This is a genomic window from Klenkia brasiliensis (assembly GCF_900100695.1).
In the GTDB taxonomy this organism is placed as follows: Bacteria; Actinomycetota; Actinomycetes; order Mycobacteriales; family Geodermatophilaceae; genus Klenkia; species Klenkia brasiliensis.
The window spans coordinates 78,933-100,853 of sequence record NZ_FNCF01000005.1 but is presented as its reverse complement, the minus strand read 5'-3'; the positions used below and the strand labels follow the sequence as shown (position 1 = coordinate 100,853).

19 protein-coding genes and 2 tRNA genes are annotated in these 21,921 nt (G+C 75.3%); 9 read left to right on the top strand and 12 right to left on the bottom strand.

All coding sequences use genetic code 11. The features are described from left to right. The first annotated feature begins 238 nt into the window (after positions 1-238). The 3 genes from BLT39_RS15680 to BLT39_RS15670 are packed head-to-tail and all read left to right on the top strand — an operon-like array spanning position 239 to position 3,938. On the top strand, positions 239-2,023 hold the full coding sequence (locus BLT39_RS15680; protein ID WP_091065507.1) for an FAD-dependent oxidoreductase: 1,785 nt from the start codon (positions 239-241) through the stop codon (positions 2,021-2,023). Further along, positions 2,020-2,889, top strand: coding sequence for an intradiol ring-cleavage dioxygenase (locus BLT39_RS15675; protein WP_091065504.1), 870 nt, complete (start codon positions 2,020-2,022; stop codon positions 2,887-2,889). Before BLT39_RS15680 ends, BLT39_RS15675 begins: the two co-directional genes overlap by 4 nt. Continuing rightward, complete coding sequence (locus BLT39_RS15670; protein ID WP_091065500.1) at positions 2,886-3,938, top strand: maleylacetate reductase; 1,053 nt, start codon at positions 2,886-2,888, stop codon at positions 3,936-3,938. The genes BLT39_RS15675 and BLT39_RS15670 overlap by 4 nt, the downstream gene beginning before the upstream one ends. 43 nt (positions 3,939-3,981) lie before the next feature. Here the strand turns inward: BLT39_RS15670 and BLT39_RS15665 are convergent. From BLT39_RS15665 to BLT39_RS15650, 4 genes are all read right to left on the bottom strand, one after another. Next, a tRNA-Met gene (locus BLT39_RS15665) sits at positions 3,982-4,058 on the bottom strand. Between the two features lie 127 nt (positions 4,059-4,185). After that, positions 4,186-4,259: transfer RNA gene (locus tag BLT39_RS15660), tRNA-Met, on the bottom strand. A gap of 48 nt (positions 4,260-4,307) precedes the next feature. Further along, positions 4,308-7,313 (bottom strand): UPF0182 family membrane protein, encoded by a 3,006-nt coding sequence (locus BLT39_RS15655; protein WP_242658500.1) that lies wholly within the window; start codon positions 7,311-7,313, stop codon positions 4,308-4,310. Positions 7,314-7,523: 210 nt separating this feature from the next. Then, a complete protein-coding gene (locus BLT39_RS15650; RefSeq protein ID WP_207508043.1) occupies positions 7,524-8,558 on the bottom strand; it encodes a YlbL family protein in 1,035 nt (344 codons plus the stop codon). Between the two features lie 119 nt (positions 8,559-8,677). On the opposite strand from BLT39_RS15650, the gene BLT39_RS15645 reads away from it, so the two are divergent. Further along, positions 8,678-10,099 (top strand): zinc-dependent metalloprotease, encoded by a 1,422-nt coding sequence (locus tag BLT39_RS15645; protein ID WP_091065487.1) that lies wholly within the window; start codon positions 8,678-8,680, stop codon positions 10,097-10,099. Between the two features lie 10 nt (positions 10,100-10,109). On the opposite strand, the gene BLT39_RS15640 is transcribed toward BLT39_RS15645, so the two are convergent. Then, positions 10,110-10,640, bottom strand: a complete 531-nt coding sequence (locus tag BLT39_RS15640; RefSeq protein WP_091066240.1) for a M48 metallopeptidase family protein — start codon at positions 10,638-10,640, stop codon at positions 10,110-10,112. A gap of 294 nt (positions 10,641-10,934) precedes the next feature. On the opposite strand from BLT39_RS15640, the gene BLT39_RS15635 reads away from it, so the two are divergent. Together BLT39_RS15635 and BLT39_RS15630 are read left to right on the top strand one after the other, a co-directional pair. Beyond that, on the top strand, positions 10,935-12,050 hold the full coding sequence (locus tag BLT39_RS15635) for a ThiF family adenylyltransferase (protein ID WP_091066237.1): 1,116 nt from the start codon (positions 10,935-10,937) through the stop codon (positions 12,048-12,050). After that, entirely contained in the window at positions 12,047-13,369 is a 1,323-nt protein-coding gene (locus BLT39_RS15630) for an ABC1 kinase family protein (protein ID WP_207508041.1), read from the top strand. The genes BLT39_RS15635 and BLT39_RS15630 overlap by 4 nt, the downstream gene beginning before the upstream one ends. A gap of 129 nt (positions 13,370-13,498) precedes the next feature. On the opposite strand, the gene BLT39_RS15625 is transcribed toward BLT39_RS15630, so the two are convergent. From BLT39_RS15625 to BLT39_RS15610, 4 genes are all read right to left on the bottom strand, one after another. Next, a complete protein-coding gene (locus tag BLT39_RS15625; protein WP_091065484.1) occupies positions 13,499-13,681 on the bottom strand; it encodes a hypothetical protein in 183 nt (60 codons plus the stop codon). Positions 13,682-13,728: 47 nt separating this feature from the next. After that, positions 13,729-14,022: a WhiB family transcriptional regulator gene (locus BLT39_RS15620; RefSeq protein ID WP_091065480.1), complete on the bottom strand. Its 294-nt coding sequence runs from the start codon at positions 14,020-14,022 to the stop codon at positions 13,729-13,731. A gap of 138 nt (positions 14,023-14,160) precedes the next feature. Further along, entirely contained in the window at positions 14,161-14,436 is a 276-nt protein-coding gene (locus BLT39_RS15615) for a hypothetical protein (protein ID WP_091065476.1), read from the bottom strand. A gap of 103 nt (positions 14,437-14,539) precedes the next feature. Next, complete coding sequence (locus BLT39_RS15610) at positions 14,540-16,567, bottom strand: ATP-dependent helicase (protein ID WP_278246998.1); 2,028 nt, start codon at positions 16,565-16,567, stop codon at positions 14,540-14,542. Between the two features lie 126 nt (positions 16,568-16,693). Here BLT39_RS15610 and BLT39_RS15605 point away from each other — a divergent pair, with 126 nt between their 5' ends. The 3 genes from BLT39_RS15605 (at position 16,694) to BLT39_RS15595 (ending at position 18,287) form a co-directional block, all read left to right on the top strand. Then, a complete protein-coding gene (locus tag BLT39_RS15605) occupies positions 16,694-16,957 on the top strand; it encodes a mycoredoxin (RefSeq protein WP_091065470.1) in 264 nt (87 codons plus the stop codon). Between the two features lie 104 nt (positions 16,958-17,061). After that, a complete protein-coding gene (locus tag BLT39_RS15600) occupies positions 17,062-17,646 on the top strand; it encodes an ANTAR domain-containing protein (RefSeq protein WP_242658465.1) in 585 nt (194 codons plus the stop codon). A 95-nt stretch (positions 17,647-17,741) separates the two neighbouring features. Then, positions 17,742-18,287 (top strand): nucleoside/nucleotide kinase family protein, encoded by a 546-nt coding sequence (locus tag BLT39_RS15595; RefSeq protein WP_242658464.1) that lies wholly within the window; start codon positions 17,742-17,744, stop codon positions 18,285-18,287. On the opposite strand, the gene nudC is transcribed toward BLT39_RS15595, so the two are convergent. The 3 genes from nudC to BLT39_RS15580 are packed head-to-tail and all read right to left on the bottom strand — an operon-like array spanning position 18,278 to position 21,902. Further along, positions 18,278-19,252: an NAD(+) diphosphatase gene (gene nudC, locus BLT39_RS15590; RefSeq protein WP_091065466.1), complete on the bottom strand. Its 975-nt coding sequence runs from the start codon at positions 19,250-19,252 to the stop codon at positions 18,278-18,280. The two genes, BLT39_RS15595 and nudC, sit on opposite strands and share 10 nt — an antisense overlap. Then, a complete protein-coding gene (locus tag BLT39_RS15585; RefSeq protein WP_091065464.1) occupies positions 19,249-20,595 on the bottom strand; it encodes a M16 family metallopeptidase in 1,347 nt (448 codons plus the stop codon). The genes nudC and BLT39_RS15585 overlap by 4 nt, the downstream gene beginning before the upstream one ends. Continuing rightward, positions 20,592-21,902 (bottom strand): M16 family metallopeptidase, encoded by a 1,311-nt coding sequence (locus tag BLT39_RS15580; protein WP_091065461.1) that lies wholly within the window; start codon positions 21,900-21,902, stop codon positions 20,592-20,594. Before BLT39_RS15580 ends, BLT39_RS15585 begins: the two co-directional genes overlap by 4 nt. Positions 21,903-21,921 lie beyond the last annotated feature (19 nt).

Below are 21,921 nucleotides of genomic sequence, written 5' to 3'. Positions count from 1 at the left end.
GACTCCTGGGGATGGGAGGGGCTTCGCTGTGCGAACGGTTCTGCGCAGAGCGGAGGCAGTGAAGTACGACACGTCGCGCCGTGTCAATCAGCCGCCGCACCGCCGTTGCACAGCCGTGACCTTGACCACGCGCCCCGTTGACGCCGTCGGGACCGGGCGCTTCACTGGCGCCGATCGAGCCGTCCAGCGAAGGGCTGTTCGGCAGACGAACGGCCACCTGCCGTGGAGGAGCTCCCCGATGACGTCGCCCCACCCCACCACCGACGCCCCGCGGACGGTCGTCGAGACCGACGTCCTGGTCGTCGGCAGCGGCCCGGCCGGGTCGGCCGCGGCCCTGGCGCTGGCCACGTACGGGGTGCGCACCCTGGTGATCACCAAGTACGGCCGGCTGGCCGACACGCCCCGGGCGCACATCACCAACCAGCGGACGATGGAGGCGCTGCGCGACCTCGGCGTCGAGGAGGAGGTGGCCGCCCAGGCCGCCCCGCAGGAGCTGATGGGCAACCTCGTCTACTGCACGTCGCTGTCCGGCGAGGAGCTGGGGCGGCTGCACAGCTGGGGCACCCGCCCGGACCGGCTGGCCGACTACACCGCGGCCTCCCCCAGCCGCATCTGCGACATGCCGCAGGACCTGATGGAGCCGGTGCTGCTGCACAACGCCCAGTCCCGGGGCGCGAAGGTCCGGTTCGACACCGAGTACCTGTCGCTCACCCAGGACGACGACGGCGTCACCGTGCGGGTGCGCGACCGGGCCCGCGGCGACGAGTACGACATCCGCGCCCGCTACGTCGTGGGCGCCGACGGCGGCCGGTCCCAGATCGCCACCGACGTCGGCCTGCCGCTCGTGGGCCGGATGGGCGTCGGCGGCTCGATCAACATCGTCTTCGAGGCCGACCTGAGCCACCTGGTCGCCGACCGGCCCTCGGTCCTGTACTGGGTGCTGCAGCCCGGTGCCGACGTCGGCGGCATCGGCGCCGGCCTGGTCCGGATGGTCCGCCCGTGGCACCGGTGGCTGATCGTGTGGGGCTACGACATCGACGGCCCCGCCCCGGACCTCACCGAGGAGTACGCGCTGTCGATCGTCCGCAAGCTCGTCGGCGACGACGAGGTGCCGGTGCGCATCGAGTCCTCCTCGGCCTGGACGGTGAACCACCTGTACGCCGAGCAGTACTCGGCGGGGCGGGTGTTCTGCGCCGGCGACGCCGTGCACCGGCACCCGCCGTCGAACGGCCTGGGGTCCAACACCTCGATCCAGGACGCCTACAACCTGGCGTGGAAGCTCGCCGCGGTGGTCAAGGGCCAGGCCGGCCCGGGTCTGCTGGAGACCTACTCCGCCGAGCGGGCACCGGTGGGCAAGCAGATCGTGGACCGGGCGAACCAGTCGATCGGCGACACCGCGCGCATCTTCGACGCCCTGGGCCTGCTCGACGCCGCCGACCCCGAGCAGATGGTGGCGCACATGGCCGCCCGCAAGGAGGCGACCCCGGAGGCGGAGAAGCAGCGGGCCGCGCTCCGCGAGGCCATCGCGTTCAAGGACTACGAGTTCAACTGCCACGGCGTGGAGATGGACCAGCGCTACGCCTCGACCGCCGTCGTCCCCGACGGCACCCCGCCCGAGGAGCCCACCCGCGACCCGGAGCTGTACTCCCACCCCACCTCCCGGCCCGGCGCGAAGGTGCCGCACGCCTGGCTGACCGCCGACCACCGGCGCCAGGTCTCCACGCTGGACCTGGTCGGGCACGGCCGGTTCACCGTGCTCACCGGCATCGGCGGCGAGGGCTGGGTCGACGCCGCCGCGGCGGTCGGCGGGGAGCTCGGCCTGGAGGTGGCCAGCGCCGTCGTCGGACCGGGCCGGGCCCACGACGACCTCTACGGCGACTGGGCCCGGGTGCGCGGCACCTCCGACGGCGGCGCCCTGCTGGTGCGCCCGGACGGCTACGTCGCCGCCCGCTGGGCCGGCCCGGTCGACGACGCGACCGGCGCCCTGGGCGCCGCCCTGCGCACCGTGCTGGACCGGGCATGAGCGCCGAGCTGTTCAGCGAGGAGCGCTCGGCCGAGGTGGTCGCGGCGGCCTTCGCCGGCACCCCGGACCCGCGGCTGCGGCAGGTGATGACGTCGCTGGTGCGCCACCTGCACGACTTCGTCAAGGACGTCGAGCTGACCGAGGCCGAGTGGGAGGCCGCGATCGGGTTCCTCACCGAGACCGGCCAGACCTGCACCCCGACCCGGCAGGAGTTCATCCTGCTGTCCGACGTCCTCGGGGTGTCGATGCTGGTCGAGACCGTCAACCACCGCACCGGCGGCACGGCCACCGAGTCCACCGTGCTGGGCCCCTTCCACATGGTCGCCTCCCCGCCGCGGGAGCTCGGCGACGACATCGCCCTGGACGGCAAGGGCATCCCCTGCCTGGTGTCCGGCCAGGTCACCGGGCCCGACGGCGAGCCGCTGGCCGGGGCCACCGTGGACGTCTGGCAGACCAACGAGGACGGCTTCTACGACGTCCAGCAGCCCGACGTGCAGCCGGCGGGCAACCTGCGCGGGATCTTCACCACCGACGCCGAGGGCCGGTTCTGGTTCCGGTCGGTGGTGCCGCGCTACTACCCCATCCCCGACGACGGCCCGGTCGGCCGGCTGCTGGCGGCCACCGGCCGGCACCCCTACCGGCCCGCGCACCTGCACTTCATCGCCGCGGCGGAGGGCCACCGGCCGGTGACCACGCACGTGTTCGTCGCCGACAGCCCCTACCTGGACTCCGACGCCGTCTTCGGGGTGAAGGACTCCCTGGTGCGCGAGGTCCCCGAGGTCGACGACCCGCAGCGGGCCGCGCAGGTGGGACTGGCCAACCCCTTCCGCACGCTGACCTTCGACCTCTCGCTGCTGCGGTCATGAGGGCCTTCACCTACGCCGCGCTGCCGATGCGGGTCGTCTTCGGCCCGGGGTCGCTGGCCCGGCTGCCCGAGGAGGTCACCGCGGTCGGCCTGGACCGGGTGCTGGTGCTGTGCTCCCCCGAGCAGGCCGACCTCGGCGAGCGGGTGGCCGGGGTGCTCGGGGACCGGTGCGTCGGGGTGCTCCCCGGTGCCCGCATGCACGTGCCCGTCGAGGTCGCCCGGACCGCCCGCGACCGGGCCACCGAGCTGGGCGCCGACGGCTGCGTGGTCGTGGGCGGCGGCTCGGCGGTCGGGCTGGGCAAGGCCGTCGCCCTGGAGCACGGCCTGCCGGTGGTCGCCGTCCCCACCACCTACGCCGGGTCGGAGATGACCCCGGTGTGGGGCCTGACCGAGGACGGCACCAAGCGCACCGGCCGGGACCGCCGGGTGCTGCCGGTGTCGGTGGTCTACGACGCCGAGCTGACCACCACCCTGCCGGTGGGCATGACCGTCACCAGCGGCATGAACGCCGTAGCGCACGCCGTCGAGGGCCTCTACGCCCCCGACGCCAGCCCGGTCGTCTCGCTGATGGCCGCGGAGGGTGCCCGGGCGCTGGTCGACGCCCTGCCCCGGCTCGTCGCCGCCCCCACCGACCTCGAGGCCCGCGGCGACGCCCAGTACGGCGCCTGGTTGTGCGGTGCGGTGCTCGGGGCGACCACGATGGGGCTGCACCACAAGCTGTGCCACGCCCTCGGCGGCACCCTGGACCTGCCGCACGCGCCCACGCACACCGTCGTCCTGCCGCACGCCCTGGCCCACAACGCCCCGGCCGCCCCGGACGCCGTCGCCGCGCTGGGCCTGGGTCCCGACCCCGCACGCACGCTGTGGGAGCTCGCCGGTTCCCTCGGTGCGCCCCGGTCGCTGGCCGAGCTCGGCATGGCCGCCGGCGACGTCGACCGGATCGCCGACCAGGTGCTGGCCGCGCCCTACGCCAACCCCCGCGAGGTGACCCGCGACGGGCTGGTCGCCCTGCTGCGCCGGGCGCACGCGGGCGAGCCGCCGGCCGCCTGACACGACGAAGGCCCGGACTCCGAGGAGTCCGGGCCTTCGTAGTTGGTAGCGGGGACAGGATTTGAACCTGTGACCTCTGGGTTATGAGCCCAGCGAGCTACCGAGCTGCTCCACCCCGCGTCGCACGCAGAACACTACCCCGTCACCGGGGCGTCGTCGAACCGGGGGTCCGTGACGGTCGCCACCGTCGCGGCCGGGCCGGGGACGACGGAGGCCCGGTCCCTGTCGGGACCGGGCCTCCGGGTCGTAGCGGGGACAGGATTTGAACCTGTGACCTCTGGGTTATGAGCCCAGCGAGCTACCGAGCTGCTCCACCCCGCGTCGGTGGGACCACCCTACCCCGGGTGCGGCGGGCGGTCCCACCGGGGGTCACCCCGTCGGGCTGGCCGGCGCGCTGGACGCCGACGCCGAGGCCGAGGACTGCGCCGCCTCGAACGCCGCCGCCGCGCTGGCCAGCGCCGCCTGGGCGTTGCCGACCGCGGCGAAGTCCCCCGACCGCTGCGCGTCGGCGAGGTCCTGCAGCGCCTGCTGGATCGCCGCGACCGCCTGGGCGGTCGAGTCGTCCACCACCGTGCCGCCCCCGCCCCCCGTCGGCGGGGCCGTCGTGGTCGGTGCAGAGGTGGACGGCGGACTGGTGGTCTGGTCGCCACCGGTGTCGCCGTTGCTGGTGCCGCCGTCGGGTGCCGAGTCCCCCGCCCCGGCGCCGAACACCTGGTCGAGGCCCTGCGCGAGGGTGTCGCCGTACCCGATCCGGCCCTGGTAGTTGACGATCACCTTCTGCAGCAGCGGGAACCCGTTGTTGTCCTGGCTCTGCACGTACACCGGCTCGACGTAGAGCAGCCCGGCGTTGCCGATCGGGAGGGTGAGCAGGTTCCCGAACTGGACGGTGCTGCCCTGTCTCAGGATGTTCAGGTTCGAGGCCACCGTCTCGTTCGACGTCATCGCGTTCTGCACCTGGCTGGGCCCCTGGTAGGGGGTGTTGCCCGGTAGCCGCAGCACCTGCAGCTCCCCGTACGTCGCCGGGTCCGCCGAGGCCGAGATGAAGGCCGAGAGGTTCTCCCGGTTGAACGCGTTCAGCGCGCTGGTCAGCTGGAAGGTCGCCCCGGAGTCACCGGGCCGCTGGCTGAGGATGTAGTACGGCGGCTGCGCCTGGTCGGTGTTGCGCGTCGGGTCGCTGGGGATCTGCCACCGGTCGTTCTGGTTGTAGAAGTCCCCGGCGTCGCTGACGTGGTACCGGGTGAGGACGTCGCGCTGCAGCTTGAACAGGTCCTCCGGGTACCGGACGTGGCTGACCAGGTCGTCCGACATCTCCGACTTCGGCTTGATGATGCCGGGGAAGGCCTTCATGTAGGTCTGCAGCACCGGGTCCTGGTCGTCCCAGGCGTACAGCGTCACGGTGCCGTCGTAGGCGTCGACGGTGGCCTTCACCGAGTTGCGCACGTAGTTGAACGTCTCGTTCGGCAGCGCGGTCGTGCCGGTGCCGGTGAGCGCGTCGGTGGTGGCCTCCCCGAGCTCCATCTGCTCGGCGTAGGGGAACGCGTCCGAGGTGGTGTAGCCGTCGAGGATCCAGGTCACCCGGCCGCCGACGACCGCCGGGTAGGGGTCGCCGTCCACGGTCAGGAAGGGCGCGGCCTTCTCCACCCGGTCCAGCGGGTCGCGGACGTAGAGCACCCGCGAGTTGTCGTTGACCGCACCGGAGAGGATGAAGTTCCGCTCGCGGTAGTAGATGGCGAAGGTCAGCTGCCGGAAGAAGCTGCCGATCGACACCCCGCCCTCGCCGTCGTAGGTCGAGTTCACCTGGCCCTGGTCGTCGCCGCCGGACTCGGGCCGGTCGAACTCCCGCGGCGCCTCGCCGTCGGCCGCCCCGACGACCGAGTAGACGTCGGTGCCGTTGTCGTTGAGCAGCTCGCCGTAGTAGATGCGGGCCTGGTCCACCGGGATGTCACCGGTGGTCGGCAGGTCGCTGGCGCCGGTGAAGTTCGGCTGGCCGCCGTCGTTCTGGCCGGTCACGACCTGGTTGGCGGGGGCGGCGACGAAGCCGTTGCCGTGGGTGTAGACGGTGTGCCGGTTGATCCAGCTGCTCTGGTTGTCCGACAGGTTGGTCTGGTCGAGCTCGCGGGCGGCGACCACGTAGTCCTGCGTCACCCCGTCGACGGTGTACCGGTCGACGTCCAGCCGCTCCGGGAAGCCGTAGACGTTGCGGATCTGCTGCAGCGCGGTGAACGTCGGGGCGAGCACGTTCGGGTCCAGGAGCCGGATGTTCTCCACGGTCGGCGACCCGGCGAGCTCGGCGGCGGCCTGGGCGGCGTCGGCGTCGCTGGTCGAGCCGCCGGTCTGGTCCTGCGCGTAGTTCACGTAGTCGACGTCGGCGATGTCGTAGGCCTCGCGGGTCGCGTCGATCGCGCGGGCGATGTAGGGCGCCTCCCGCTCGTCGGGGGTCGGGCGGACCACGAACTGCTGCACGATCGCCGGGTAGGCCACGCCGATGACCAGCGAGGACAGCATGAGCAGCACCAGCGAGGCGGCCGGCAGCGCGAAGTTGCGGACGACGATGTTGGCGAAGAACGCGATGGCGCAGATGACCGCGACGAACACCAGGATGGTCTTGGCCGGCAGCAGGGCGTTGACGTCGGTGTAGCTGGCGCCGGTGAACACCCCGCCGCGGTCGGAGTAGACCGTGCCGTAGCGGTCCAGCCAGTAGGCGACCGCCTTGAGCGCGACGAAGACGCCCAGCAGCACCGACAGCTGCACCCGGGCCGCACCGGACAGCTTCTGGCCGGGGGTCTGCAGCCGCAGGCCACCGAAGACGTAGTGGGTCAGCAGCGACCCGATGAGCGCCAGGATGACGATCGCGAACCCGAAGCCCAGCGCCAGCCGGTAGAACGGGTAGTCGAACACGAAGAACGAGTTGTCCAGGCCGAACTGGGGGTCGACGGTGCCGAAGGGGGTGCTGTTGCGGAACTGCAGCCACGTCTCCCAGCTGCCCTGCGCGGTGAACCCGGCGAACAGGCCGAGGACGACGGCGACGGCGCTGAGCACCACGACCCGCCGGGGCTCCAGCGACTGGCGGTAGCGCTCCAGGTTCTGCTGCTCCAGGCTCATCGGCCGGAAGGTGGGCCGGAACCGGTAGGCCAGGTAGACCGACAGGGCCACCAGGCCCCCGGTGGCCACCCCGGCGACGGCGAACAGCAGCGCGCGGGTCTGCAGCTCGGTCCAGAAGACCTCGGTGTAGCCGGTCTCGTCGAACCACAGGTAGTCGACGTAGACGTTGGTCAGGGTGCCGATGACGGTGAACAGCACCAGCAGGACGGCGATGACGCCGATGACCAGCTTGGCGCGCCGGGACAGGGTCGGCACCGGCACGGGTGGCCGCATGGTCACGGGCGGGCTCCTTCGTTCGAGCGTTGGCGTCGTCCCGCTGCCGCCACGGCCGGGTGCACAGCACCCGGATCCGTCGCCGACAGCCGCCCGACAGGTGCGAGGGGCAACCTGGGCCGGGGACGACTGCTCAACTCGTGCGGTCGCCCCGGGGTTCCCGGGTCGGCGCCAAGCACACCACGGCTGCCCGGGAGGCCGCCGGTGTGGTCAGTCGCCGGACGTGCAGGGCGTCGGGGTACCGCCGTCGCGGAAGGTCTGCAGGGCGGTCAGGGCGTCCTCGAGCGTGGCCACCCGGGCCATCGGCAGGCCGGGCTGGGCGTTGGCCAACGCCTCCTGGCAGTTGTCCGCGGGCACCAGGAACAGCTCCGCGCCGATGTCGCGGGCGGCGATCATCTTGAGCGGGATGCCGCCGATCGGGCCGACCGTGCCGGCGGCGTCGATCGTGCCGGTGCCGGCGATGACCGCGCCCTGGGTCAGGTCGGTGTCGCCGACGAGGTCGATGATCCCCAGCGTCAGCATCAGGCCGGCCGAGGGCCCGCCGACGTCGTCGACCCGGATGGACACCGTGAACGGCGCGGACGGCGTCTGCAGCACCCCGATGCCGAGGAAGGAGCCCGGGCGGCTGTCGTTGGACGTCGTGGTGACGGTGGTCGAGCCCGCCTGGCCCAGCCGGGTGTAGTCCACGGTCACCGCGGTGCCGGCCGGGATGGCGGTCAGCACCGAGTCCAGGGTGTCGGTGTCCGGGGTCGGCGACCCGTCGACCGCCTCGACCGCGTCGCCGACCTCCAGCTGACCGGCCGACGGCGACCCGTCGGCCACCGACTGCACGACCACCTTGTCCGGGTAGCCGAGCTCGCCCAGCGCGGCGGCGTTGGCCGACTGCTCCGAGGTCAGGAAGGCCTGCCGGTTCTGCTGCTGGGTCTCCTCGACGGTGCGGTCGGGCGGGTACACGGTGTCGCGGGGCACCACCGACACCTCGTCGGAGAACCAGCCCTGCACCGCCCCGACCAGCGTCAGCGGACGCTGCGGCACCCCGACCGTGGTCAGGTTGAGGTTGCCGCTGACGTCGTTGCGGTCGCGGCCGGCCACGCTGATGATCGGCTCGCCGTCGAGGTCGCCGAGGGTGTTGTAGGTGGGGCCGGGCACCTGCGCCACGTAGGGCACCGGCACGAGCGTGCCCACCAGCCCGAACCCCAGCAGGAGCACCACACCCGCCACCAGGACGGTCACACGACGGCTCACGGGGGCCGACAGTAGGTGACGGGCCCGCCCCCGGCCCGGGCATCGGTGCCCGCGCTGTGTTCACCCAGGGCTTGCTGTGCGGCCCTCCCGGGCCGCCCGGCGCGGCTACCGTGGTGACCATGAGCGACCTCCCCTTCGGTTTCGGACCCGCCGACCGCGACCCGCAGCGGCGTGACCAGGGCGGCGGTGGCCAGGACCCGGCCGACCCGTTCGGCTTCGGCGCGCTGTTCGGCGGTGCCGGGGGCGGGTCGCCGGAGGACCTGCTGGGCAAGATGCCGTTGTTCGCCGAGCTGCAGAAGCTGATGACCTGGTCCGGGGGGCCGGTCAACTGGGACCTCGCCCGGCAGGGCGCGATCAGCCAGCTGGCCGCCGGGCACCAGCCCACCTCGGCCGCCGAGCAGGCCCAGGTCGCCGAGGCGCTGCGGCTGGCCGACCTGTGGCTGGACCAGGTCACCGAGCTGCCGTCGGGCATCGAGCGCACCGTCGCCTGGTCGCGGGTGGACTGGCTGGAGCAGACGCTGCCCGCCTGGGGCGCGCTGGTCGACCCGCTGGCCGAGCGGGTGGTCGCGGCGATGACGTCCGCGCTGCCGGCCGAGGCCGCCGCGATGGCCGGGCCGCTGTCGGGGGTCATGGGCCGCATGGGCGGGGTCATGTTCGGCGCCCAGGTCGGCCAGGCGCTGGGCAAGCTGGCCGACGAGGTCGTCACCAGCACCGACGTGGGCCTGCCGCTGGCGCCGGCGGGGACCGCCGCGCTCGTGCCGCAGAACGTCGACGCCTTCCGCGAGGGCCTGGACCGCCCGGCCGAGGAGGTGCGGCTGTTCCTGGCCCTGCGCGAGGCCGCCCACCACCGGCTGTTCGCGCACGTGCCGTGGCTGCGCCAGCAGCTCACCGACGCCGTGCACGCCTACGCCCGCGGCATCCACGTCGACGCCGACGCCATCCAGCGCGGTCTCGAGGACGCGATGGGCGGCATGGAGGGCGGCTTCGACCCGCAGGACCCCGACAAGCTGCAGCAGCTGCTGGGCAGCGGGGTGCTGGAGCCGGCCGAGACGCCGGAGCAGAAGTCCGCGCTGCGCCGCCTGGAGACGCTGCTGGCCCTGGTCGAGGGCTGGGTCGACGTCGTGGTCGCGGAGGCCGCGGGGCAGCGGCTGCCCGGCCACGGGGCCCTGGCCGAGACGATGCGCCGCCGCCGGGCCTCCGGCGGGCCGGCCGAGCAGACCTTCGCCACGCTCGTCGGGCTGGAGCTGCGGCCGCGCCGGTTGCGCGACGCCGCCGCGGTCTGGGGCGCGATGGCCGCCCAGCACGGGACGGAGGCCCGCGACCAGCTGTGGTCGCACCCGGACCTGCTGCCCACCGCCGACGACCTGGACGAGCCGCTGGACTTCGTCGGCCGGCAGGGCCGCCGGTCCGAGGAGGAGGACGAGTTCGACCGGCTGACCGCCGGCCTGGACCTCTCGGGCGACGCGTCCGGCGACGGGCCCGCGCCGGAGGAGGAGGGGCCGGACGGCGACCGGGACGGCCGGGGCCCGCAGGTCGGCTGACCGCCCCCGGTCAGCCGACGGAGCCGGCCTCGACCGCCTCGAGGTAGCCCAGCGCGCGCTCGGCCTTCGGGTAGCGCTCCACCAGCGCCCAGAAGGCCTGGTCGTGCGCGGGCCGGTGCAGGTGCGCGAGCTCGTGGACCAGCACGTAGTCCACGACGTACTCGGGCATCGCCCGCAGCCGGCTGGACAGCCGGATGGTGCGGTCGGCCGGGGTGCAGGAGCCCCAGCGCCGGTTCTGGTTGTCCACCCAGCGCACGCTGGCCGGCAGCACCCCGTCGAGGTAGGCGGTGGACAGGGCGCGGGCGCGGACCATCAGCTCCTCGTCCCCGCCCAGCGCGCGCCGGCCCCGGCGCTCCCGGGTCTCCAGCTTGGCGACCATGCGGTCCACCCAGGTGCGCTCCTCCGACCGGCTGAACGACGCCGGGATGAGCACCACCGTGCGTCCGTCCTGCCGGTAGGCGGTCACCGTGCGGCGGCGCCGGGCGCTGCGCCGGACCTCGACCGGTTCCGGGGTCGGACAGGGGCTGGACGTGGACGGCACGCACGCACCGTAGCGACCGACGCCGGCACCGCCCACCCCGCCGACACCCGGTCGGGTGCAGGTCCACACCGTCGGTGGACAGCGGCCGCCGTCCACACCCGTCCGGGTCGCGGGCCGGCCCCGGCCGGGCGGCCCACCGGCGGATCGGGGGACGGGGTGGGCACCGCCGCGGTCGGCCCGTCCCCGGTCCGTGCACAGCGCCACGCCGAGCGCTCAACACGTGCTCCACACCCTTGTCCACAGGTTGTGGAGCACCGCGCGGCGACTGCCGCCCCCGGTGCGACGCTGCCGGGCGTGACCGACAGCGACCGGCCCCTGCTGCTCCCCGGCACCCCCGTGCTGCGGGTCGACCCGGTGACCGTCCGGGTCGGCGGGACCGACGGCGACCCGGGCGTGCAGCTCGGCCCGCTGCCGGCCGGTGCGGCGGGCGCGGTCGCCGACCTCGTCCGCGGTCTGGACGGCGCTCGCACCACCCGGTCGGTGCTGGCCGGGGCGGTGGCCGCCGAGCTCGACCCCGGCGTCGTCGAGGACCTGCTCACCGGTCTGCGCGCGGGCGGGCGGCTGGTCGACCTGGCCTCGGCCGACCTCCTGGCCACCTCCGCCACGCCGGCGGCCCGCTCGCGCACCGCTGCCGAGGTGGCCGCCGCGGTGGGCGCCGGCGGTGCCGGGGCGTGGGCCCGGCGCCGCACGGCCGCCGTCGTGGTCGACGGCGCCACCCGCGTGGGCGTGCCGCTGGCCGCCCTGCTGGCCGCCAGCGGCGTGGGCCGGGTGCACGTGCGCGACCGCGGTGCCGCCGGCGCGGCCGACACGGTGGTCGGCGGGCTGTGCGCGGCCGACGAGGGGCGCCCGCGCACCCTGGCCGCCGCCGACGCCGTCCGGCGGGCCGTGCCCGAGGTCGACCTGCGGCCGCTGCCGGCGGGCACCGCGCCCGACCTGCTGGTGCTCACCCGGCCCTGGGCGGCCCTGGACCCGGTGCCGGTGCACGGGGAGCGCGGTCCGCACCTGGTGGCCACGGTCCGCGGGCAGGTGGGGGTGGTCGGACCGCTCGTCGTCCCCGGGCGCACCGCCTGCCTGCGCTGCGCCCAGCTGCACCGCACCGACGCCGACCCGGGCTGGCCGGCGCTGGCCGCCCAGCTGCACGCGCCCCCCGACCACGCCGTCGGCGGCGGCACGGCGCTGTGCCTGGCCACCGCGCTCACCGCCCTGGGCCAGGTGTTGGCCCACCTGGACGGGTCCGCGGCACCGGCGGCGCTGGAGGCCACCCTCGAGCTGCGCGCGCCGGACCTGCTGCCCAGCCGGCGGCGCTGGCCACCGCACCCGGCCTGCGGCTGCCGGCCGGGCACCGGCCCGGCGGGGCACCCGGGGTCGTCCCGGCGCGCGGGCGCGCGACCAGGGACACTGGGGCCGTGACCGACGACGGACGGGTGATCCCCCGCGGCAGCGTGTCGCGCACCGCCCGGCTGGCCTCGCTGCCGCTGGGTGCGGCGGGCCGGGCCACGATCGGGCTGGGCCGGCGGTTGTCGGGGCAGTCCGCCGAGCAGGTGTCGGCGGACCTGCAGCAGCGCACCGCCGAGCAGCTGTTCGCCGTCCTGGGCCAGCTCAAGGGCGGCGCCATGAAGCTCGGGCAGACGCTGTCGGTGTTCGAGGCCGCCGTCCCCGAGGAGCTCGCCGCCCCCTACCGCGAGGCCCTCGTCAAGCTGCAGGAGGAGGCCCCGCCGATGCCGGTCCGCACCGTGCACGCGGTGCTGGCCCAACAGCTGGGCGGTACCTGGCGCACGCGGTTCGCCGACTTCGACGACACCCCCGCCGCCGCGGCGAGCATCGGCCAGGTGCACCGCGCGACCTGGCGCGACGGCCGCGACGTGGCGGTCAAGATCCAGTACCCGGGTGCCGGGGCCGCCCTGATGGCCGACCTCAACCAGCTGGCCCGCTTCGCCCGGATGTTCGCGGTGCTCTTCCCGGGCATGGACGTCAAGCCGCTCATCACCGAGCTCAAGGCGCGGGTCGCCGAGGAGCTGGACTACGCGATGGAGGCCGACTCCCAGCGCGCCTTCGCCGCCGCCTACGCCGGGGACGAGCAGATCGCCGTCCCGCGGATCGTGGCCAGCGCGCCCAAGGTCATCGTCTCGGAGTGGATGGAGGGCACCCCGCTCTCGAGGATCATCGCGTCGGGCACCAGGGAGCAGCGCGACCGGGCGGGCCTGCTGCTGTCCACCCTGCACTTCTCCGGGCCGCGCCGCTCGGGCCTGCTGCACGCCGACCCGCACCCGGGGAACTTCCGGCTGCTGCCCGACGGCCGCTTCGGCGTCATCGACTTCGGTGCGGTGGCGCGGCTGCCCGACGGCTACCCCGAGCCGATCGGCCGGCTGGTGCGCTGGGCGCTGGAGGGCCGGGCCGACGACGTGCTGGCGGACCTGCGCACGGAGGGCTTCGTCAAGCCGTCGGTCGAGGTCGACGCGCAGGCGGTGCTGGACTACCTGCTGCCCCTGCTGGAGCCGGTGGCGCGCGACCGGTTCCACTTCACCCGGTCCTGGATGCAGGACCAGGCCAACCGCATCGGCGACCCGCGCAGCGAGGCCAGCCGGCTCGGCCGGCAGCTGAACCTGCCGCCGGCCTACCTGCTGATCCACCGGGTGACCATCGGGTCCATCGGGGTGCTGTGCCAGCTCGACGCCGAGGCCGACTTCCGCTCGGTCATCACCCGCTGGCTGCCCGGCTTCGCCGACTGACCGCCCGGCCCCCGACGGTGATCAGGTGACCTGGTCCAGGTGCGGCCACCCGCACCGACGTCGGTGTGGTCGGCCGGACAGTGATCAGGTCACCTGATCACTGTCCGGCCTGATCACTGTCCGGCCTGATCACCGGACGGCGGCGCTGGCCCGGGCGGCGCGCCGGGACGCCCGCTCGGCGCGCCGGGCCCAGCGCCGGGCGGCCAGCACCCGGCGGGCGCGGGCCGCGGCGTCCGCGTCGGCCAGCAGGTCGGCCTGCCGGGCGCGGGCCAGGAACAGGTCGCCGGCGAGCCGCTCGTGGTGGAGGTCCATCTCTCCCCCCTCCGGGGTGTCGTGAGTGGTGTGGGTGGGTGGGTGGGTCAGGCCGCGACCTTGCGCGGGCGGCCACGCGGGCGCTTGCGGGCGATCACGACCCCGTGGTCGAAGATCTGCCCGCCCCAGACGCCCCAGGGCTCGCCGCGGTCCAGCGCGCCGGCCAGGCAGGAGGCCTGCAGCGGGCAGGACCCGCAGAACTCCTTGGCCTGCTCCAGCTGCGCCGGCGCCTCCGCGAACCACAGGTCCGGGTCCTGCACCCGGCAGGGCAACGCCGTCCGCTCCGCCCGCTCGAGCTCGGCGCGCGGGACGGACACCGGTCGCTCGATCGTGTGCTGCACGGTCGTTCCTCTCTCCTCGTCGTGCTCCGGCGGCGGAGGTCCCGCCGACCGGTCAGGTCGGTGGGATCGACGGCACGAAGAAGGCCGCGGATCCCGGTTGTCCGGGTTCCGCGGCCTCGAGGGGACCGACCGAGCTGCCTAGCTCGGTGGGTCTCCCGGAGGCAGGTCACCCGGGGTGTCGCTGTTCAGCTGGACGGCGGCGGTGCCACCGGTGGCGTCGTAGGCCTGGTGGGCCGGGGCGCCGAGGGTCATCGCCTCGACGCGGGGCCGCAGGGCCGGGCCGGTCGGCAGACCGGTGGCGCCGAACGGGGCGGTGCGGCCGTCGACGGCGCCCCAGGCGGCGGGCAGACCGGTGCCGCGCACGACGAGGACCCCGGTGCAGGACGGGGTCGTCGAGATGTCGGTGCCGATCACGTGGACCCCTCCTTCCGGGGCTCGGGGTGCAGCCGGTGGGCTGCGACCCTCCGTGGGTGCGTGCAGGTGAGGTTAGGGGCCCCGTCGGAGCCGGTCAACGCAATTAACGGGAGGTCGTCGCAGCGACCTCGGCGAGCACCTCGGCGCCGTACATCTCCAGCTTCCGCGCGCCGATGCCGGGCAGCGCCGACAGCTCGGCGAGCGAGCCCGGGCGGGTCTCGGCGACGGCCTGCAGGGTGGCGTCGCCGAGCACCACGTAGGCCGGGACGGAGGCCGCCGAGGCGGTGGCCGACCGCCAGGCCCGCAGCCGCTCGAACAGCTCGGCGGCCGCGCCGTCGAGGACCACCTCGGCCCGGCGCGGCGACGGTCGGCGCACGCGGGTGCCGGTGTCGGGTGCCAGGCCCTCGAGGAACCGGCTGCGCGAGCGGGGCCGCTTGCCCCCGGGCTGCCGGGACAGCGACCAGGACAGGGTGAGCTGCTCGCGCGCCCGGGTGACCGCGACGTACAGCAGCCGCCGCTCCTCCTCCACCGCCTCGGGGCGGACCAGCGACTGCGCGATCGGCACGACGCCGTCGACCAGGCCGACGACGAAGACCGCGTCCCACTCCAGGCCCTTCGCCGCGTGCATCGACGCCAGGGTCACGCCCTGCACGGTCGGGGCGTGCTGGGCGCCGGCCCGCTCGGCCAGGTGGGTGACGAAGCCGGCCATGGTGAGCACGGGCTGCTCGGCGACCAGGTCGACGGCGAGGTCGACCAGCGCCGAGAGCGACTGCCAGCGGTCGCGGGCGGCCCCGCCCGGCGGCGGGCGGTGCTCGGCCCAGCCGACCGAGGCCAGCACGTCGCGGACGGCGGTGACCAGCGGCGTGCCGTCGTCCCGGCCGGCCGCGGCCCCGCGCAGCAGCAGCACCGCCTCGCGGACCTCGGGCCGCTCGAAGAACCGCTCCCCGCCCTTGAGCACGTAGGGCACGCCGACGTCGGTGAGGGCGGCCTCGTAGACCTGGGACTGCGCGTTGATCCGGAACAGCACCGCGATCTCGGCGGCGGGGACCCCGGAGTCGACCAGCGCCCGGCAGGCGGCGGCGACCGCGGCGGCCTCGGTGGGCTCGTCGGGGTGCTCGACGAACCGCGGCTCGGGGCCGGCGGCGCGCTGGCCGCGCAGCCGAAGCGACGGCAGCCCGGCCCGGCGCGGTGCCATGCCGATCAGCCGGTTCGCCAGCCCCACCACCTCGGGCGTGGACCGGTAGTCGCGCTCGAGGGCCACCACCTCGGCGTCGGGGTAGCGGTCGGGGAAGCCCAGCAGGTAGTCGGGGTCCGCCCCGGTGAAGGAGTAGATGGTCTGGTGCGGGTCACCGACCACGCACAGCTCGGCCCGCCCGCCCAGCCAGGCGTCGAGCAGCCGCTGCTGCAGCGGGTTGACGTCCTGGTACTCGTCGACGACGAAGTGCCGGTACTGCCCGCGCACCTCGGCGGCGACGTCGCGGTGCTCCTCGAGGGCGAAGGCGGTGACCAGCAGCAGGTCCTCGAAGTCCAGCGTGCCGTCGCGCTGCTTGGCCTGCTCGTAGCTGGCGTAGACCGCCGCGACCGCGGCCGGCTCGAAGGGCGTCTCCCGGCCGGCGGCGCGGGCCCGCGCCGGGTAGTCGTCGGGGGTGGCCAGGGTGGTCTTGGCCCACTCGATCTCCCCGGCCAGGTCGCGCAGGGAGGTGCGGTCGGTGGTCAGCCGGTGCCGGGTCGCCGCCCCGGCCACCACGCGCAGCTTGTTCTCCACCAGCTCGGGCATGGGGCCGCCGAGCACGCGGGGGGCGAAGTAGCGGAGCTGGCGCAGGGCCGCGGCGTGGAAGGTGCGCGCCTGCACCCCGCCGACGCCGAGCCCGGACAGCCGCCCCCGCAGCTCCCCGGCGGCGCGGGCGGTGAAGGTGACGGCGAGGACCTGCTCGGGGGTGTAGACGCCGCTGTGCACGCCGTAGGCGATGCGGTGGGTGATGGTGCGGGTCTTGCCGGTGCCCGCGCCGGCCAGGATGCAGACCGGCCCGCGCACCGCGGCCGCCGCGGCGCGCTGCTCGTCGTCGAGCCCGGCGAGCACCGCCTCGGCACCGGTCACCGCCCCGGCGCCCACGCGCTCCCCCACTGCCACGCCCCGAGTCTGGCAGCCGGGTACGACGGTCCGGGGAAGCATCCCCGGGGCAGCGGCGTTCTCCCCAGCACGAGCCGGTCCACCCCTCGACGTGCGCCGGCGCCGACAGCATGGAGGATCAAGACCATGACCGCCCCGACCGCAGCCGTGACCATGTACACCACCAGCTGGTGCGGGTACTGCGTGCGCCTCAAGAAGCTGATGCAGCGCGAGGGCATCGAGTGGGCCGAGGTCAACATCGAGCACGACGAGTCCGCCGCCGAGCTGGTCATGAAGGCCAACGGCGGCAACCAGACCGTTCCGACGCTGGTCTTCGCCGACGGCACTGCGCTGACCAACCCCAGCATCGACCAGGTCAAGAGCCAGCTCTCGCGGTCCACCGGCGCGTGATCCCCCACCCGCGGCCGTCCTCGGGCGATGATCACGAGGACACCGGCCGTGGGGAGCAGGTGCGCGCGCGGCCAGGTCGGTCGCGGGCACCGGAGGAGGACCTGGTGGCGGACACCCCCGTGGGCGCGCTCGCACCCGACGACGTGGTGCGGACGGCGGCCGGTGACCCGGCCTTCGTCGTCACGCGCACGACCCGCGGGTGGGCGGTGCTCACCCCGGCCGGGTCGGAGCACGCCGCCGACCTGGTCGAGGCCATGGTGCTGGCCGACCTGATCGCCGAGGACCTCGGCGCCTCCCCCGAACCGGGGCGCGACGTGCGCCGGGCCGCCCGCGGGTCCGCCGGCGACGAGCCGTCCGGCGACCCGCGGGAGGCCGAGCTGGCCGCGCTGCACCGCCAGGTGGCCCAGCTGGAGCACGCCCTGGCCACCCGGGTGTCCACCGAGCGCGCCATCGGGGTGCTGGCGGTGCGCGGGGGGACGACGCCGCGCGAGGCGTTCGAGCAGCTGCGCCGCGAGGCCCGCGCCGTGGGCCGGCCGGTCCACGACCTGGCCCGCGAGGTGCTCGACGGCCTGGGCGGTCCCCCGCCCGTGCCTGCCCCGGCAGCGCCGCCCGTCGTCGAGCGCTCCACCCGACGACGGGTCGAGCGCACCCGCGCCCGGCACGCCGTCCTCGTCGAGGGCGAGCGCTGAGCACCCCGGTCCCGCTCTCCCCCGCCGCGCTCGCGCAGCGGCTGGCCGACCTCCTCGCCGCGACCGAGCCGGAGCCCGGCGCCGGCGCGCTGCGGGTGGCGGTCGACGGACCCGACGTCGCGGCCCCCGAGCGGCTGGCCGCCGACGTCGCCGCCCTCCTCCCGGCCCTGGGCCGGCGGGCGGCCGTGGTGCCCGCCGCGGGGTTCCTGCGGCCGGCCTCGGTGCGCCTGGAGCACGGCCGGACCGACCCCGGTGCCCGCTACACCGACTGGCTGGACGTGTCCGCGCTGGCCCGGGAGGTCCTCGACCGCGTCGGCCCCGGCGGCCCGGGCGACGTGCTGCCCGAGCTGTGGGACGTCGACCGTGACCGCGCCACGCGGGCCGCCCGGGTCCCGGTGTCCGGCGTCCTGCTCGTGCCCGGCGCGCTGCTGCAGGGCGTCGGGCTGGCCTTCGACGTCGTCGTCCACCTCCGGGTGTCCGCGGCCGCCCGGCGGCGGCGGACACCCGCCGAGCAGCAGTGGGAGCTGCCCGCGTTCGACCGGTACGACGACGAGGTCGACCCGGCCGCCCTGGCCGACGCCGTCGTGCTGGCCGACCACGCCGACCGGCCGGCGCTGGTCCTGCAGGGCCGCTACGCCTGAGGCCCCTCGGACAGCCACCCGTCGATGATGTGCCGGGCGATGGAGACCGGCGGCGGCAGCGCGGCCGGGCCCGTGCCGCTGCGCAGCTCCTCGCGGGTGAACCAGCGCGCCTCCTCGATCTCGTCGTGGTCGACGTGCAGCTCGGTGCTCACCGCCCGCGCGGTGAACCCGAGCATGAGCGACTGCGGGAAGGGCCAGGGCTGACTGCCGACGTAGCGGACGTCGGTGACCTCGACGCCCACCTCCTCGGCGACCTCGCGGGCCACCGCTGCCTCCGCGGACTCCCCCGGCTCGACGAACCCGGCCAGGATGGAGAACCGGCCCGGCGGCCAGACCGCCTGCCGGCCCAGCAGCACCCGGTCGCCGTCGTGCACGAGCATGATCACCGCGGGGTCGGTCCGCGGGAAGACCTCCTGGCCGGTGGTGGGGTCGCGCTGGGTCCAGCCAGCCTTCTCCACCACCGTGGCCGCACCCGTGTAGGGGCTGAACCGGTTGCGCTCGTGCCACTCGACGATGCCGGTGGCCTGGGCGAGCAGCCCGGCGTCCCGGTCGCCGAGGTCGGACCCGATCTCGCGCAGCCCGCTCCAGCCGTCCACCGGCGTGCCGCCGACGCTCAGCGACCGCTCCCCGCGCAGCACGGCGTAGGCGACGTCGTCGGCGTGGCCCAGGTAGATGCCGCCGGCCGGGAACCCGGCCCGCTGGTCCCACAGCAGCTCGGGGCCCTCGGCGCCCTCCCGCACCGGGACCTGACGGCGCTCGTCCATGACCAGCACCCGGACCGGGCGGCCGCGGGCCGGGTCGTCGAGGGAGCGGTCCAGGTGCCCGCGGTCGTGCCCGACCCGGGAGAGCACCGGCACGTCGTCCGTGGTCGCCGACGTGTGCTCGGGCCAGACGGCCACGTCGACCGGCAGCTCGCTGGGCGGCGGGTTGTCCGCGGGGGTGCTCCCACCCGGCGGGACGCTCACCGCTGCACCGGGCCCAGCGCCTCGAGCTGGTCGGCGACCCGCTCGGCGTCGCCGACGACGACCGTGGTCAGCCCGGCGGGGTGCAGCCAGCGGCGGGCGGCCGCGGTGACCTCGTCCAGGGTGGTGGCGGCCAGCGCGGCCTGGTGCTCGGTGAGCCACTCGGCCGGCAGGCCCGACCCCACCAGCGCCGAGAGCGTGCTGGCCAGGCCGGCGTGGGTGGCGGTGGCCAGCGCCGTGGTGCCCAGCAGGTAGCGGCGGGCCGCCTCCAGCTCGGCCTCGGTGACCGGCAGCAGCGCGATGCGGCCCAGCTCGTACTGGGTCTCCAGCAGCGCCGGCCCGGTGACCTCGGTGGCGACATCGGCCTCGACGAGGAAGGACGACCCGGCCTGCAGGTGGTCCACCGAGCTGCGCGGGCTGTAGGTGTAGCCGCGGCGCTCGCGGATGTTCTCCACCAGCCGGGAGGAGAAGTAGCCGCCGTAGACGGTGCTGGCCAGCCGGACGGCGGGCAGCTCGGGGTCGCGGCGGCCGGGGGCCGGGCCGCCGATGCGCAGGTTGGACTGCACGGCGCCGGGCCGGTCGACCAGCTGCAGCGGGCCGGCCGGGGTGGCCGGCAGCGGCGGGGCGTCGACCGCGGCGCCGGTGCCGGTCCACCCCGACAGCGCGGCGGCCACGGCGTCGGTGGCCGCGGCGGGGTCGACGTCGCCGACCAGGACGAGGGTGCTGCCGGCGGGCAGCACCCGCTCGCGGTGCAGCTTGCGCAGCGCGGCGGGCGTGAGCGCCTGCACCTGCTCGGTCTCGGGCAGCTGGACGGCGTAGGGGTGCACCCCGTAGCGGCGGGTGGCCAGCGCCGTGCGGGCGACCACGCCGGGCTGGGAGCGGGCGATGGCGATCCGCTCGGCGACCCGCGCCTTCTCCGCCGCGACCGGGCCGGCCGGGTAGGTCGGCGCGGTGAGCAGCTCGGCGAGCACCGCCAGGACGGCGGGCAGGCCCGAGGGCAGCATCGTGGTGCCGAGCAGCAGCCGGTCGGGGTCGGCGGAGACCGACATCTCCGCGCCCTCGGCCTGCAGCAGCTGGGCGATCTGCACCTGGTCGTGGGCCTGGGTGCCCAGCAGCACGGCGCCGGTGAGCACCGAGGTGCGGGCCACGTGCGCGGCCGCGGTGCGCGCCGAGGCGGCGGCGAAGGGCACCCGCAGCCGCAGCTCGACCAGCGGGACGCCGGCCCGGGGCACCACGGCGACCCGCAGGCCGGAGTCCAGGGTGGTCAGGTGGACCTCGGGCACCGGCTGCGGGCGGGGGTCGCCCAGCGGCGGGACGAGGGAGAGGTCGAGGACGGGCGCGCTCATGCGGTGCCTCCGGCGGTGTGCAGCTCGAGGACGGCGGCGGTGTCGCGGGCCAGCCCGCGGGCGGCGTGCTGCACCTGCTCGGGGGTGACGGCGGCCAGCCGGGCGGCGAGCTCGCCGGCCAGCTCGGCACGGCCGTGGATCAGCTCCGCCGAGGCGAACCCCAGGGTGCGGCCGAGGACGGAGTCGGCACCGCGCAGCAGCTGGGTGCTGGTGCGGGCCTGCACGCGGCTGAGCTCGTCGACCCCGACGCCGTCCTGGGCGACCCGGTCGACCTCCTCGTGGACGGCGTCGAGGACCCGCTGCGCCGCGACGTCGGCGGGGTGGTGCACCTGGGTGGTGAGCAGGGTGGCGTCGCGGACGTCGAAGGGGTCGCCGAACAGCCCGACGTAGGAGGACTGGGCGATCGCCAGGTGGTCGCGGTGCACCAGGCGGAGCTCGAGGCGGGAGGCGTCGCCCTCGCTGAGCAGCTCCGACAGCAGGACCGTGCCGAGGTAGGTGTCCAGGTCGCCGACCGGGTCGGGCACCCGCCAGCCGATCGCCACCGCCGGGGCCGGGGCGAGGGCGTCGACGACCACGCCGTGCCGGGGACCGGTGGGCGAGGGCTCGCCGGTGTAGGGGGTCGGCGGGGCGGCGCGGTGCGGGACGGCGTCGAAGTGCCGGCGCACCAGCCGTTCGGTCTCCGCGACGTCGAGGTCGCCGCCGATGCACAGCACCGCGTTGGCCGGGGCGTAGTAGCGGTCGAAGAAGTCCTGCGCGTCGGCGACCGTGGAGGACTCCAGGTCGACGAAGGAGCCGTACCCGTCGTGGGTGTTGGCGAAGGACCCGAAGGCGATCTGCGGGAGCTGCAGCCAGGGGAACGCGCCGTAGGGCCGGTTGAGCACGTTGACCCGGATCTCCTCCTTGACCACGTCGATCTGGTTGCGGAGGTTCTCCTCGGTGATGGCCGGGGCCGCCATCCGGTCGGCCTCCAGGAACAGCGCACGCTCCAGCGCCTCGGCGGGCAGCGCCTCGTAGTAGTTCGTGTAGTCCTGGTGGGTGGAGCCGTTGAAGCTGCCGCCGGCGGCCTGCACCAGGCGGGCGTGCTCCATCTTCGGCACGTGCGCCGAGCCCTGGAACATGACGTGCTCGAAGAGGTGCGCGAACCCGGTGCGGCCCTCGGGCTCGGACCGCATGCCGACGTCGTAGAAGACGCTGACGGCGACCACCGGGACGCTGGTGTCGGGGGCGAGCACGACCCGCAGCCCGTTGTCGAGGGTGAACCTCTCCACCGGGTGCCGCAGGGTCAGTTCCGCAGGAGGAGAGCTCACCGCCCGAGCCTAGGCGCTG

Excerpts from the sequence above, each read along its gene's own strand:
- BLT39_RS15680 (WP_091065507.1), top strand. The coding sequence starts at position 239 with ATGACGTCGCCCCACCCCACCACCGACGCCCCGCGGACGGTCGTCGAG.
- BLT39_RS15675 (WP_091065504.1), top strand. The coding sequence starts at position 2,020 with ATGAGCGCCGAGCTGTTCAGCGAGGAGCGCTCGGCCGAGGTGGTCGCG.
- BLT39_RS15670 (WP_091065500.1), top strand. The coding sequence starts at position 2,886 with ATGAGGGCCTTCACCTACGCCGCGCTGCCGATGCGGGTCGTCTTCGGC.
- BLT39_RS15655 (WP_242658500.1), bottom strand. The coding sequence starts at position 7,313 with ATGCGGCCACCCGTGCCGGTGCCGACCCTGTCCCGGCGCGCCAAGCTG.
- BLT39_RS15645 (WP_091065487.1), top strand. The coding sequence starts at position 8,678 with ATGAGCGACCTCCCCTTCGGTTTCGGACCCGCCGACCGCGACCCGCAG.
- BLT39_RS15625 (WP_091065484.1), bottom strand. The coding sequence starts at position 13,681 with ATGGACCTCCACCACGAGCGGCTCGCCGGCGACCTGTTCCTGGCCCGC.
- BLT39_RS15605 (WP_091065470.1), top strand. The coding sequence starts at position 16,694 with ATGACCGCCCCGACCGCAGCCGTGACCATGTACACCACCAGCTGGTGC.
- BLT39_RS15585 (WP_091065464.1), bottom strand. The coding sequence starts at position 20,595 with ATGAGCGCGCCCGTCCTCGACCTCTCCCTCGTCCCGCCGCTGGGCGAC.